13 protein-coding genes are annotated in these 12,253 nt (G+C 42.0%); 8 read left to right on the top strand and 5 right to left on the bottom strand.

Annotated elements, in window-relative coordinates; genetic code table 11:
- Nucleotides 1–24: 24 nt before the first annotated feature.
- The 4 genes from FTU19_RS07675 to FTU19_RS07660 all read right to left on the bottom strand — a co-directional run bounded on the left by FTU19_RS07675 (nt 25) and on the right by FTU19_RS07660 (nt 3,751).
- Nucleotides 25–852 carry an ABC transporter permease gene (locus FTU19_RS07675; RefSeq protein ID WP_180130603.1) on the bottom strand — a complete coding sequence of 276 codons (828 nt, stop codon included), beginning with the start codon at nt 850–852 and terminating at the stop codon, nt 25–27.
- Entirely contained in the window at nt 852–1,724 is an 873-nt protein-coding gene (locus FTU19_RS07670) for an aliphatic sulfonate ABC transporter substrate-binding protein (protein ID WP_257225441.1), read from the bottom strand. The genes FTU19_RS07675 and FTU19_RS07670 overlap by 1 nt, the downstream gene beginning before the upstream one ends.
- Before the next feature lie 422 nt (nt 1,725–2,146).
- Nucleotides 2,147–2,500 (bottom strand): hypothetical protein, encoded by a 354-nt coding sequence (locus tag FTU19_RS07665; protein ID WP_004783846.1) that lies wholly within the window; start codon nt 2,498–2,500, stop codon nt 2,147–2,149.
- A 228-nt stretch (nt 2,501–2,728) separates the two neighbouring features.
- A complete protein-coding gene (locus FTU19_RS07660) occupies nt 2,729–3,751 on the bottom strand; it encodes an AraC family transcriptional regulator (protein WP_180130600.1) in 1,023 nt (340 codons plus the stop codon).
- Nucleotides 3,752–3,890: 139 nt separating this feature from the next.
- On the opposite strand from FTU19_RS07660, the gene FTU19_RS07655 reads away from it, so the two are divergent.
- From FTU19_RS07655 to FTU19_RS07645, 3 genes are all read left to right on the top strand, one after another.
- Nucleotides 3,891–4,661: a 3-hydroxyacyl-CoA dehydrogenase gene (locus FTU19_RS07655; protein ID WP_034171627.1), complete on the top strand. Its 771-nt coding sequence runs from the start codon at nt 3,891–3,893 to the stop codon at nt 4,659–4,661.
- Between the two features lie 92 nt (nt 4,662–4,753).
- Entirely contained in the window at nt 4,754–5,881 is a 1,128-nt protein-coding gene (locus tag FTU19_RS07650; RefSeq protein ID WP_180130598.1) for an acyl-CoA dehydrogenase family protein, read from the top strand.
- 254 nt (nt 5,882–6,135) lie between these two features.
- Entirely contained in the window at nt 6,136–7,782 is a 1,647-nt protein-coding gene (locus tag FTU19_RS07645) for an AMP-binding protein (protein WP_180130596.1), read from the top strand.
- Between the two features lie 189 nt (nt 7,783–7,971).
- Here FTU19_RS07645 and FTU19_RS07640 read toward each other — a convergent pair whose 3' ends face one another.
- Nucleotides 7,972–8,481, bottom strand: coding sequence for a pyridoxamine 5'-phosphate oxidase family protein (locus FTU19_RS07640; RefSeq protein ID WP_004783835.1), 510 nt, complete (start codon nt 8,479–8,481; stop codon nt 7,972–7,974).
- Nucleotides 8,482–8,738: 257 nt separating this feature from the next.
- On the opposite strand from FTU19_RS07640, the gene FTU19_RS07635 reads away from it, so the two are divergent.
- From FTU19_RS07635 to FTU19_RS07615, 5 genes are all read left to right on the top strand, one after another.
- Nucleotides 8,739–8,927: a hypothetical protein gene (locus FTU19_RS07635; protein WP_180013001.1), complete on the top strand. Its 189-nt coding sequence runs from the start codon at nt 8,739–8,741 to the stop codon at nt 8,925–8,927.
- Between the two features lie 39 nt (nt 8,928–8,966).
- A complete protein-coding gene (locus FTU19_RS07630) occupies nt 8,967–9,737 on the top strand; it encodes a HesA/MoeB/ThiF family protein (protein ID WP_166135057.1) in 771 nt (256 codons plus the stop codon).
- A gap of 58 nt (nt 9,738–9,795) precedes the next feature.
- Complete coding sequence (locus FTU19_RS07625) at nt 9,796–11,094, top strand: AarF/ABC1/UbiB kinase family protein (protein WP_159123174.1); 1,299 nt, start codon at nt 9,796–9,798, stop codon at nt 11,092–11,094.
- A gap of 132 nt (nt 11,095–11,226) precedes the next feature.
- The gene (folB, locus tag FTU19_RS07620) at nt 11,227–11,607 is read left to right on the top strand and encodes a dihydroneopterin aldolase (RefSeq protein ID WP_004783828.1); all 381 of its coding nucleotides are present in this window, start codon (nt 11,227–11,229) and stop codon (nt 11,605–11,607) included.
- Entirely contained in the window at nt 11,564–11,998 is a 435-nt protein-coding gene (locus tag FTU19_RS07615; RefSeq protein WP_004783827.1) for a 2-amino-4-hydroxy-6-hydroxymethyldihydropteridine diphosphokinase, read from the top strand. Before folB ends, FTU19_RS07615 begins: the two co-directional genes overlap by 44 nt.
- The last annotated feature ends 255 nt before the right edge of the window (nt 11,999–12,253 follow it).

Here is a 12,253-nt window from a genome sequence, read left to right as displayed (position 1 = left end):
TTTTTAATTCTTTTATTCAATAAATTATGACTTTTTAATCACATCTCGCCAGCGCAGTAAGCGGGTTTCAAACAATTTCATAATGCTATCGGTGATTTTGCCTAGGACTGCTAACAGGATAATCGCAATAATCACAATATCCGGACGTGAAGTTTCACGACCATCACTGAGCAGATAACCAATCCCTTGAGTGGCAGCAATCAATTCAGCTGCAATCATAAACATCCAGGATAAACTCAGGCTATTCCTTAAGCCAGTCAATATTCCCGGTGAGGCAGCAGGCAATACAATCTGCTGAACCTGTTGCCAGTATTTCAGGCGATAGACTTTTGCGACTTCAATCAGCTTACGATCCACACCCTGAATCGCTGCCACAGTATTGGTATATGTCGGGAAGAAGGCACCAATCGCGATCAAGGTGATTTTAGAAGATTCATCAATCCCTAACCAAAGTAAAAGTAACGGAATCCAAGCCAGACTCGGAATGGATTTAATTGCAGAAAACGTTGGTTCCAGAAAATCTTCTGCATGTCTGTTTAGCCCAACCAGGATCGCAAAGATCAGTCCCAATCCACTACCAATCCCAAAGCCAAGAAAAACCCGCCAGCTACTGGTCCAGATGTGTTGCCATAAATCGCCCTCAGCCAGTTCAGTAAAGGACTGAAACAGGCTACTCGGTGCAGGCAATAGATAAGGTTCGATCACGCCATTACGGACTAGTATTTCTACCAATACGATAAAAATAGCAGGTAAGGTTAGGGCTTTGATCAGCGAAATACTGCGTGGTAGCACAGCGGATTTTGGCTGTTCTTCTACGTTCAACTGTTCCGAGATGCTTTTCGGTATAGCCATTACTTAGTTACAACCTTTTTTGCATAGCGGGCATCAAATAATTGAGTCACAACCTGATTGACATTGGTTCCTTTACGAACCAGTTCTTCTTCCGTCAGGATACGACCGGCTTTTTGTAATGCTCCGGTATGTTTGGTGGTTGGAATATTTTGATCCAGATTGGTGCGGCTGAGTTGAAGTTTAGCGACTTCAATCGGAAGCTTGGCTTCACGTGCCAGAAGTTCAGCCAGTTTGTCGGGATTGGCTTTCGCCCATTGACGTGCCTGTTCATAAGCTTTAATCACCGCTTCAATCGCTTCCGGACTGGATTTGGCAAACTGGTCTTTTACGCTCAGTACGCTATAAGAATTAAAACTGACATTGCGATACAGTAATTTGGCACCTGACTGTGCCTGCGCAGATGCCATTAAAGGATCAAGGCCTGCCCAGGCATCGACCTGTTTACGCTCTAACGCAGTCTTACCATCCGGATGCTGTAAATGAACGAGCTCTACATCGCGTTTGCCCAAACCAATCGTATCTAAGGCTTGTAAAGTAAATAAGAAAGGATCTGTACCTTTAGTGGCAGCAATCTTTTTACCTTTCAAATCTTTCAGAGATTTGATATTTGAATCTTTATTAACGACCAGTGCTGTCCATTCAGGCTGGCTCTGGATATAAACTGTTTTAATCGGGCTACCATTGGCGCGGCTAAGCACTGCCGCTAAACCTGCAGTAGAAGCAAAATCTGTGCTACCGCTATTTAGATATTCGAGTGAGCGGTTACTGCCTTGGCTAAATACCCATTTAATCTTGGTTTTTGGCAAAGCTTTTTCTAGCAGTTTCTGTTCTTTAACCACCAGACTGGTCGGTGCGTAATAGGCATAATCCAATTTTTATTCAGATGGAATCGCTGCGTTAGCCAAGCCGGTAAAGAAAGAAATAGAAAGACCGAGTAAAGTCAGACCCGAAGTTCTTAATGTTTTTTTCATGAATATCTCAATCTTGAATTAAATTTTTTACATTCATATCGATAAATCGATAAGCACACAAAAAAGAAAAAAAGATAATCAAATCAAAAAATGAAATAATTAACAGCTTTAAATATAGGTATTTGTTTTTATTTGAATTTATTAAATAAAGAATAGAAAGGTTTTGCTTAGATAAAATTTTAAAAATGGTATGGCGTAAATTGATAAGCTGTTTTTTTAATCATTCGTCTTTGCAGTAGGAAGTTTTATAAATAACGAGTGCCATAAAAAAAGCGATGCATTAGCATCGCTTTTTGAGTCACTATTTTATCAATCTGGATAGCTTACATTGGGTAGTCTTGCAGACAGTCATAAACCTCGACTTGATCTAGGCTACCAGTTTCCATTGCCAGGCAAAGAGCCACGACTTTGGCAGTATCAGCAAGATATTGTTCATCTTTCAGTGCAATACCTTGTTGTAATGCAACGATGCGCTCAGCCGGAATTTCAAGCGATTTCGCAGCTTCAGTGGCATCAATCTGGTTAAAGAAGTGCACAATAGCATCTTTGAGGGCAGAATCAGACGCATTCAAGATGCCTTGATTCAATTGCTCTGCATTAAGATCGGTCGAAGAAACTAAAGCCTGGGCGAAGTTTTGAACAAGATTTTGTCCAAGAACATCAGTCATCTTTAACATGGAAAATACCTTCAACAAGGAAAGAGGGAAAGGGAGTACAGCCAAAAGTGAAGCACTAAAAATTGATTGAAAAATAAACTATATTAATAGGGAATGCAAAGCATTATGGATGACCGTTCAGTCCTCTATTTTTGGGCTGTAAGCCTTGAAAAATATAACTGTTGAGAAAATATAAATTTAAATTTATATGCTAAATTTTAATCGTTTTTAAGTCTTATTAAATATAAATTATCTAGTAATATTTTGTCTATAGGCACCTGGACTAACCCCTGTCCATTTTTTAAAGGCACGATGAAAAGCACTGACTTCCTGGAAGTTAAGCTGATCACTGATGTCCTGCAAACTTTGATCCGTACGGGTTAATAGTTCAATGGCTGTATCACGACGAATTTCATTTTTGAGCTGTTGATAAGTCACACCTTCATTTTTAAGACGCCGTTGCATGGTGGCTTCAGACATATTCATTTTCAAAGCAAGCTCATTCAGTTCAAGCCATTCAGCCGGAGGTACTTTTAAAAGCTGTTTGCGGATCTGTGTACTTAGCGCATAAGGATTTTTAAAGCGAACTAGTAGGTTATGCGGAGTCTGTTGAATAAACTGATACCAGGAGGTTTGATCCTGTTTTACTGGGAGCTGCAAATAGGCTGCATCAAACTGGATATAGTTTTCACTGGCCTGATATTCAATCTGCTCACAAAAACGGACTTTATAATCAAAATCATCGAGTGGTGCGGCACATTTCAGTTGAATCTGATTAAGTAAAACCCGCTGTCCGCTTAACCAGCATAGCAGGGTATGAATCAGCATTAGATAGGTTGCATAACTAAACATGCGCTTGGTCTGGTTCTGGTCATAGATCACGATATAGGCAAAGTTTTCTTCGACCATCAGTGTGCTGTGCAGATCATCCAGAATCAGATTAAAAAATTGCAGGATTTGCTGCAGAGCTTTTTCCAGCGTATCGGTCTGTAACAGCATTTTTGACAAGAGTTTGAAACTGCCACGGCGCATTGGATGGCTGTCCATGCCAAAAAATTCGTCATTCATGCTATCGGCAAGTGCAGTCCATAGCGCGGCATACTGCGCCACTGACACCCGTGCTTTAGAGGAATGAAGAATCTCTAATGGAATGGCAGCCTTAGTTAAAATCGCAGCAATATCATAATGCTGTGCTTTGGCATTCAGCAGTGCTTCATGAACCAGATCAATCGAAATGGTTCCCTTACTATATTCCAAGGCTGGTAAATGCATAGCCAGTCAGATATCCCTTCTTTGATTGTCCAAATCCATCAGTGAAGATGCAACATTTGGAAATTGTACAGAATAAAATCTCTGTTTACTCTGCCTATTAAGTCGTAGCTTGTCATAAAAATAGGAACAGGACATTAACATGAAAATTCAGGGAAAAGTGATTGTGGTTACTGGTGGTGCATCAGGTCTGGGTGCAGCCACAGCGACTCATCTGGTAGAACAGGGTGCAAAAGTGATTCTAGTCGATATGAACCAGGAACAGGGCAATGCCTTACAACAGCAACTGGGTGAGCAGGCTGAATTTGTACAATTGGATGTAACGGATGAGCAGGCGGTTGAAGCTTTCTTTAATCATGTTGAAAATCAGTATGGCCAACTCAATGGCTTGGTGAACTGTGCTGGTATTGCACCTTCTGCCAAGGTACTGGGCCGCAATGGAATCCATGAACTGGCGATGTTCCAGAAAGTGTTGAATATCAATGTAAGTGGCACATTCAATATGCTTCGTTTTGCAGCGGCTTTAATCGCGAAGTATGAGCTGCAAACCGATGAAGAGGAGCGCGGTGTAATCGTGAATACGGCTTCAGTTGCAGCCTTTGATGGTCAGATTGGTCAGACAGCTTATTCTGCGTCTAAAGGTGCAGTCGTTGCGATGACGCTGCCACTCGCGCGTGAGCTGGCACGTGAAGCGATTCGTGTCATGACCATTGCACCCGGCATCATGGAAACCCCAATGCTGAAAGGCATGCCGCAAAATGTACAGGATGCTCTGGGGCAGATGGTTCCATTTCCACCGCGTCTGGCCAAACCTCAGGAGTTTGCCCAGTTAGTAGGTCATATCTTCGAAAATAGCTATCTGAACGGTGAAGTGATTCGTCTGGATGGCGCCATCCGTATGGCTCCAAAATAAGTTCGAGCCAACGAAGCAAAATACAAAAGTCAGAGTAGATAGGTTTATTCACTCTATATGGAAAATTAAAAGATAAGTAAGGGATATACGCAGTGCTTTTAAATGACGAACAGAAAATGATTCAGGAAATGATGCGAAACTATTCGCAGCAAAAACTGAAACCCACCGCTGGTTTAAGGGATAAAACGGCTCAATTTCCAGCACAAGAATTGAAAGAACTCGGTGCACTCGGTATGACCGTGTCTGAACAATGGGGTGGAGCAGGTCTGGACTATGTGTCGCTGGTACTGGCCCTTGAGGAAATCGCTGCTGGAGATGGAGCCATCTCGACCATTGTCAGTGTGCAGAATTCACTGCCTTGCGGGATTACCCAGCGTTATGGTACCGAGGAACAAAAGCAGAAATACCTGACCAAACTGGCGACCGGTGAATGGTTGGGGTGTTTCTGCCTGACGGAACCTCAAGCCGGTTCCGATGCCAGCGCACTAGAATGTAAGGCAGAACGTGATGGCGATGAATGGGTATTAAATGGCACCAAGCAGTTTATTACTACCGGTAAGCATGCCCAGATTGCACTGGTATTTGCAGTGACAGATAAATCTGCGGGCAAGAAAGGAATCTCATGTTTCTTGGTACCTACCGATAGTCCAGGATATATCGTCTCGAATCTGGAAGAAAAAATGGGGCAGCATTGTTCCGATACCGCGACCATTATTTTTGATCAATGCCGGATTCCGGCTGAGAACCTGCTCGGAAAAGAAGGTGAAGGCTACAAGATTGCCTTGTCTAATCTGGAATCTGGCCGGATCGGGATCGCAGCACAATCTGTAGGTATGGCACGAGCTGCACTGGATGCTGCTGTTGAATATGCCAATGAACGTAAATCTTTTGGTGTAGAGCTGGTGCAGCATCAGGCAGTAGCATTCCGTCTCGCAGATATGGCCACCCAGATTGAGGCAGCAAGACAACTGGTCTTACATGCAGCAACGCTTAAAGATGCAGGATTACCATGCTTAAAAGAAGCGTCCATGGCTAAACTGTTTGCTTCGACTATAGCAGAGCGAGTCTGCTCGGATGCGATTCAGATTCATGGCGGTTATGGCTATGTCTCAGATTTCCCGGTTGAACGTATTTACCGTGATGTCAGAGTGAGCCAGATTTATGAAGGTGCATCAGATATTCAGCGTCTGGTCATTGCTCGGGAAGTGAGCAAAGTTTAAAAGTCATGAAATAGCCGACTGTTCAAATCCTGCAGCTCATTTGAGGGAGATGGAAATTGTGATGGTCTATAAAACATGGTCAATTATTGATAAAGCGAAAAGTGACTCAGTAGAGTGACACCTAACATGTCCTAGCAATAGGGCATGTTATATAAAACCAGCATTGCAATGGAATTTGCAGGCGGCAGACAGAACAACAAATACAACGGACACAGACATAAAGTCTGTTTATAAACGGAATAGAGGTTGTCGTGATGAAGACACTAGAACAAGCGTATCGTGAATTTGATTTTGACACTATGGTTCAACAACAACTGGCAGGAACGCCAGATGCACTCAATGCCTATACAGAATGCTGTGGACGTTTTCTGGGACAAAACCGGATCGCGTTAATCTGGGAAGGTAAAAATGGCAAGACCCAATATTGGACTTTTGAACAATTGGCTGAGGCTTCAGGACAACTGGCTCATTATATGACCTCACTGGGTTTACAAGCAGGTGACTGTATTGCTGGTTTGCTCCCACGAACTCCAGAATTATTAATTACCATTCTTGCTACCTGGCGTATTGGTGCGATTTATCAGCCTTTATTTACTGCTTTTGAAAGCAAGGCAATCGAGCATCGTATTAATACCGCACATACCCGACTGATTATTACCAATCAGGAACAGCGTGCAAAACTAGATAATCTCGATATTCCACATCTTTTAACCGTCCATCAAACGCCTGAAAGTACCAGTCAGGATGCAGATTTCTGGACAGAACTGAAGCAATATCCAACTGAGTTTGAACCGGTTCAGGGGCGTTTTAGTGACATTTTCCTGATGATGTTTACTTCGGGTACAACGGGACTTGCAAAATCAGTGCCTGTACCACTTAAAGCTTTACTGGCATTTAAAGGCTATATGCTGCACGCCGTAGATTTACGTGACGAAGATACTTTCTGGAATCTGGCAGATCCGGGTTGGGCTTATGGTCTGTATTATGGAATTGCAGGTCCATTAAGTTTGGGGCATAGCATCATTCTGGATGAACGTGCCTTTAGCGTAGACAATGCTGTTGAAGTCATTAAAAAATATCGGGTAAATAACCTGACCGGTTCTCCAACCGCGTTCCGGATGTTCTATGGCTTTAAGGAAAAATTTGATGCTGAGATTAGCTCGTGTTTACGTGTGGTCAGTAGTGCAGGTGAGCCATTAACGCCTGAAGTCATTCAGTGGTTTAATCATGAAATGGACGTGAATATCTACGACCAGTATGGACAGACTGAACTTGGGATGGTGATTGCCAATCATCATGCGCTGGAGCATCACAAGAAAATCGGTTCTGCTGGCTTTGCCATTCCAGGACATCGTTTTGCAGTTTTAAATAAAGAGCATCAGGAAGTCGAAAAAGGTGGTATTGGTACTTTGGCCATGGACTACTCAGCCTCACCTTTGATGTGGTTTGAAGGCTATGGCGGTAATAATCGGAAAGCCTTTGTGGGACAGTACTATTTAACAGGAGATACCGTAAAACTGAATGAACATGGTGGAATAGATTTCATTGGTCGTGCGGATGATGTCATTACGACTTCGGGTTATCGAGTTGGACCTTTTGATGTAGAGAGTACCTTGCTGGAGTGTGAAGAGGTGTTGGAGTCCGCTGTGGTTGGAAAGCCAGATCCGGAACGTACCGAAATTGTGAAAGCCTTTGTAGTGCTTAAATCACAATATGCCGCTAGTGAAGAACTGATGCTGAAATTGCAAAACTATGTACGTTCCCGTTTATCTAAACATGCCTATCCGAAAGAGATTGAGTTTGTAAGTGATTTACCTAAAACATCTAGCGGTAAAATTCAGCGTAATCTGCTTAAACAACAGGAAATTGCTAAGATTCAAGGCATTAAACAGGTCAGTTAATATATTCATTTAAATATATTGAAAAGGTCGCAATTGCGGCCTTTTTTATACGATTAATTTGTTTATGTTCGAATTAATCAGAGAAAATAATTGTCATTACAATGTAATACTATTCATCTTTTAAATAAAATAAATCAAAAATTTAGCCTCTTAATAAGAGGCTAAATTGAAGGTGGAATTCTTATTTACTTATAGATCAACTTTTTTGTGCTCAGCATCTGGTTCCCCAGCTTCGCCAGTCACACCACCTTTTAATGCCTTAAATAGCTGCGTTACTTTGTTATCGGTGACATTCCAGTATTCTGCACTTTCAGCTTCAGCAATCAGTACACGCACGCTAGGATCATCTTTACCTTCAAACCAGTTTTCTGCCCATGGATTCCATAATTTTTCAATCAGAATACGGTCAGTACTGATCTGTGCATTTGCACTAATTGACACATAAATACCATCAGAAGGTTTAGCGAAAGACAGGCCGATCTGAGTACGACCAGTATTGGCAGCTTTCACCAGATCATTAGTATCACGCATGATGAAATACAAATTCTGATCCTCATTCATTTGCTCAGAATTGAGCATGGTCATCGGCTGAGAATGAATTTCCTGACTTTCGGTCACATGGCTGATCATGGTGTAACGTACATCTTTGATTAGTTCCCATAATTTTTCACGATTATTATGCTGATTTTGTTCGTTCATCTATATGCTCCATACTATTTTTGAAAGCGAGGATAATTACTATTCCTTAAGCAGCTTAATCATATTTAGGAATGGATACAGAGGGTCTCACTGAACTGATACATTTTCCTACCGAATTGCAGGCAGCCGCTACAGAAGTGCTAAACAAGCGAAAGATAGTTACAGGGTGATAAAAGAATAGAAGAACGAGGTTCCAGGAAGATGTAATACGTGAATAAATTAAGTGGCATATAGATCAAGTTAAGTGCATTCATAATATGACTATTACATATTTATTAGGACACTATCAGCTTGATACGGAGCATTTAACTGATATGCTATTTAGCGCTAGTATTGCCAAGCCATTTATTGATTTGCTGTTTATGCGCAGAGAAGTTAATTTGCTCGAGATTTATCCGCATATTGAAATTTCGGTAAATGCACTTTTTGTGGCACATGCTTCTTAAAAATCTTCGAAACAAGGAACGACGTTGTCTATATCGACTATGGATGCCATATCCCCAGAGTTTGAACTCACCGATGCTGAATTGCACTTATATAGTCGCCAGATTCTTCTGGATGGTTGGGATATTGAAGCACAGGAAAAGCTGAAATTTTCTAATATCTGTATCGTGGGGTGTGGCGGGATTGGTTGTGCCTTGGCAGAACTTCTGGCACGAGCGGGTGTAGGCAAAATTACTCTGATTGATCCTGATACCATCGAGATGAGTAATCTACAACGACAACTGGCATTTACGCCAAATGATTTAGGCTTTTATAAGGCAGAAATACTCGCGAAAAGGCTGGCTCAGATTAATCCGAATGTTCAGGTTGAATATATTAATCAGGCTTTAACAACTGAAAATGCAGAAAGTATCATTGAACATCAAGATCTGGTGCTGGATGGATGTGATCAGTTCGAGACACGTTATCTGATCAATCAAAGCTGTGTAAAACTGAATGTGCCTTTAATCAGTGCTTCTGCGATTGGTTTGCAAGGGCAACTGTTCATGATGGAAGGGGATTCAGCTTGCTATGCCTGCCTGTTTCCACCTGAACATCAGGCTGATACCAGTTTGCGTTGTGCAGACTCAGGCGTCTTGGCGACTACGCCAAATGTGATGGCGAGTTTGCAAGCTCATCATGCATTGCTTTATTTAGGCCTGGGTAAAATGCCACTTAGACAGAAACTTCTACTCTGGGATGGTCTGAGTTTCAAACAGCGCATTTTAAGTTTCGAAAAAGATACAGATTGCCCGGTCTGTCAGGCAAGATAGGCCTGCAAAATTTAATTTTTTTGCTACACTGCATGTAATTAATTTTTCCTAAGACATTATGAAAAAAAATATCTGGTTAGATGGAATACGTTCGGTTGCCCGTATGGGTGAAACCGCAGTAGTTGCGGCGAAGGCCGGCATTAAATATGCCACTGAAAAGCCAAGTAATGCCAAACTCATGCGTGAAACATTTGAGTCTTTAGGCTCAACCTATATCAAGCTTGGTCAGTTTATTGCCAGTACGCCGTCGCTGTTTCCGCGTGAATATGTGGAAGAGTTTCAGGGCTGTCTGGATCAAACACCGACCTTGCCATTCAGCTATATCCAGGAAGTGCTAGCATCAGAGTTTTCTGGCCGAAACTTGGATGAAATCTTTGCCTCAATTGAAGAAACACCACTGGCTTCTGCTTCCATTGCACAGGTACATGCGGCCAAGCTGGTTTCTGGTGAAGATGTAGTTATTAAAGTACAAAAGCCGGGTGTGGAAACAATTCTATATACCGATTTAAATGTATTGCATTGGGCGACCAAACTGCTGGAAAAAGCAGTGCCGAAAGTAAAATTTGCGTCATTGGCAGATATTGTCGAAGAAATCAAAACCCGAATGGTGCGTGAGGTTGACTTCATCGAGGAAGCACAAAATCTGGATGATTTCGTCAATTATCTGAATATCACCAACAATAAAGCAGCAACTGCTCCTAAGGTTTATCATCAATATTCAACACGTCGTGTGCTGACCATGCAACGTTTATATGGCGTGCCACTGACTGATTTTGAAGTGGTGAAAAAGGTCGCTAAAGACCCGTCACAGGTTCTCATCACTGCAATGAACACCTGGTTTGGCAGCCTGATGATGTGTAACAGTTTCCATGCTGATTTACACGCGGGTAATCTGATGCTGCTTGAAGATGGTCGTGTGGGCTTTATTGATTTTGGTATTGTCGGCCAGCTTAAACCAGAAGTCTGGACAGCGTGTATGGCCTTTATGGATGCCTTGCAGCATACCAATTATACCCTGATGGCAGAGAATATGCTGAAAATGGGTATGACTGCAGTTGAGATTGATACCAAAGTGCTTGCGGCTGATCTTGAACGTTTATTTAGTGGTGTGATGTTAGCTGATCCTCAGGATCTATTAACTTCAAGCCCTGCAGATCTCAACGATATCATGATGGATATGGTAGCAGTCGGTGAACGTCATGGCATTCGTTTCCCACGTGACTTTGCTTTATTGTTCAAGCAAATGCTGTATTTCGACCGTTTCATGAGAATTCTGGCGCCGTATACAGATATCTATGCAGATCAGCGTTTGCAGATGGTTCAGACTATGGACCCAAATTTGCTGTTAAAGCACTAATTTAATCCCTCCCGTCCTCCCTTTAAGAAAGGGAGGCTTTCATTACAAAATAAATAGAAGTGATGAAAGTCCCTCTGTATTAAAGAGGGATTTAGGGAGATTATTGGTAAATATTAAATTCCGAGTTTTAAAATGGACGCAATTATTATTGAAGGCTTAAAGGTCGATACAGTAGTCGGCTGCTTTAATTGGGAGCGTCAAATCATTCAGCCTTTAATGCTGGATCTAAACATTCGTACCAACTTAGAACAAGCGGCACAGTCAGATGAACTGGAAGATACTTTGAATTATGCCGAAATCTGCGAGATTTCAGCGCGGGTGATTCAGGAAGCTCAGCCAAAATTGATCGAACATGCAGCAAAACTGGTACTAGACGCGCTTTTTGCTACCTTTGAAAGTGTAGAATCGATTATGATTACGATCCGTAAGCCTGCCATTATCGCGCAAGCCAATTCTGTAGGGATACGTCTTGAACGCCACCGCAACGATATTCGCCCTAGCACTGGCGAGTAATTGTCATCCACAGCAACATTTTCAGGCTGCCCAGCAACGGATCAGTGAGTTGGGGGAAGTCCGGTTTTCTCCAATTTACCTCATTCCATGTCGGGATAGTATCGGAGCAGATTACTGGAATGCGGCCTGCCTCCTATACAGTGAAGTTTCTGTTCAAGATATGACAGATTTATTAAAGCAAATGGAAACGGATTCAGGGCGGGTTCGACCATCGCATCAGATCAGCCTGGATGTCGACCTGATTGCATGGGGAAATGATTTAAGCCAGATGGAATTTAATCCCAAAAAATTACCGCTTGCACTAGACGTAAAAATCCCGATGCATGACATCTGGTCTCATCCTGCATTTGAATATGATCGCCGTCTTCAATATCCACAAGTCAAAATTTAATCTGTATCTGAAATTAATCTAATGAATTTTTCAGTTTTATCTAAGTAGGGGATCTGTATTTGCCAAAAAACTGTTATTTACTTTTTCTTTTTACGCAGATTCAAATCCCAAGTGCAACACATTTGTAATTAGTTGAAAAAGTTAGGTGTATTCATAGAATCATTAGACTTTTTCAACTCGCAATTGGAAAGCACACAATGAAGAAATACACCCAACTTTCTCAAGATGAAAGATACGAAATTTATGCTACTTTGA

The organism is Acinetobacter sp. YH12072 (assembly GCF_013419565.1).
GTDB lineage: Bacteria > Pseudomonadota > Gammaproteobacteria > Pseudomonadales > Moraxellaceae > Acinetobacter.
The sequence above is the reverse complement of the archived record's forward strand: the minus strand, read 5'-3'. Positions and strand labels throughout refer to the sequence as shown.

Coding starts and splice junctions, on each gene's coding strand:
- FTU19_RS07675 (WP_180130603.1), bottom strand. CDS start 852: ATGGCTATACCGAAAAGCATCTCGGAACAGTTGAACGTAGAAGAACAG.
- FTU19_RS07665 (WP_004783846.1), bottom strand. CDS start 2,500: ATGTTAAAGATGACTGATGTTCTTGGACAAAATCTTGTTCAAAACTTC.
- FTU19_RS07660 (WP_180130600.1), bottom strand. CDS start 3,751: ATGCATTTACCAGCCTTGGAATATAGTAAGGGAACCATTTCGATTGAT.
- FTU19_RS07655 (WP_034171627.1), top strand. CDS start 3,891: ATGAAAATTCAGGGAAAAGTGATTGTGGTTACTGGTGGTGCATCAGGT.
- FTU19_RS07645 (WP_180130596.1), top strand. CDS start 6,136: ATGAAGACACTAGAACAAGCGTATCGTGAATTTGATTTTGACACTATG.
- FTU19_RS07640 (WP_004783835.1), bottom strand. CDS start 8,481: ATGAACGAACAAAATCAGCATAATAATCGTGAAAAATTATGGGAACTA.
- FTU19_RS07635 (WP_180013001.1), top strand. CDS start 8,739: ATGACTATTACATATTTATTAGGACACTATCAGCTTGATACGGAGCAT.
- FTU19_RS07630 (WP_166135057.1), top strand. CDS start 8,967: ATGGATGCCATATCCCCAGAGTTTGAACTCACCGATGCTGAATTGCAC.
- FTU19_RS07625 (WP_159123174.1), top strand. CDS start 9,796: ATGAAAAAAAATATCTGGTTAGATGGAATACGTTCGGTTGCCCGTATG.
- folB (WP_004783828.1), top strand. CDS start 11,227: ATGGACGCAATTATTATTGAAGGCTTAAAGGTCGATACAGTAGTCGGC.